We start from the raw sequence: 697 nt of genomic DNA, 5'->3' as shown, positions 1-697 counted from the left end.
AGACTGGTCAGGGAAGCGTTGACGGGGTTAAATCTAGACGTAATGATCATGCCGTGCCCTATCGGCGGTCGTAATATTCGCCAGCTTCAAAAAGATGCTGGATCAGATCAACTTCCAGCACTTTTTGATTCCAATTCCGACGATCGATTAGTCGGAGCGGAAGCGATTATCTCTCACCTCTACAAGACCTATAAGCAATGCGAAGTACCTCAGAGTATGCGCGTTTCGGCGAAAAAGCTGAGGACTTCACGCATGAGCTCTTTGCTTCGCTTAAACGCGGGATCAAAGGCGCGTGCATCTTCGCCTGCCGCTCAACCGCTGGTGTTATATAGTTTTGAATCTAGTCCGTTTTCTCGAATTGTTCGCGAGTTGTTATGCGAGCTCGAACTTCCATACTTGTTGATCAACCTTGGTAAGCAGCAGCGCGCCGATATGGGACCAGCCAAGCTACGTTTGAACATAGGACCATACGAGCCAATCAAGAACTCAAAACGAGAGGCATTCCACAAGCAACATGGTAACGTACAGGTGCCCTATCTCGAGGATCCGAACACCGGAGCCGCCCTATTTGAATCGGCCGACATCGTAGACTACTTGAAGCGCGAATACGCTCGATAGCCTGCCTTTATTTGGTACATCGTTACCGTTTTTTGGGCGAAGTGTTACGCACTGTTTAATGCAACACTTCGTTTTAGCC

Annotated in this window: 1 protein-coding gene; it reads left to right on the top strand. The window is 48.8% G+C overall.

The window, feature by feature from the left end:
- The coding region (locus A3750_RS18660; protein ID WP_156498732.1) for a glutathione S-transferase N-terminal domain-containing protein at positions 1–618 on the top strand (618 nt) is incomplete at its 5' end.
- Positions 619–697: the final 79 nt, after the last annotated feature.

This window comes from Oleiphilus sp. HI0079 (assembly GCF_001635105.1).
This window is presented reverse-complemented; position numbering and strand designations above follow the sequence as displayed.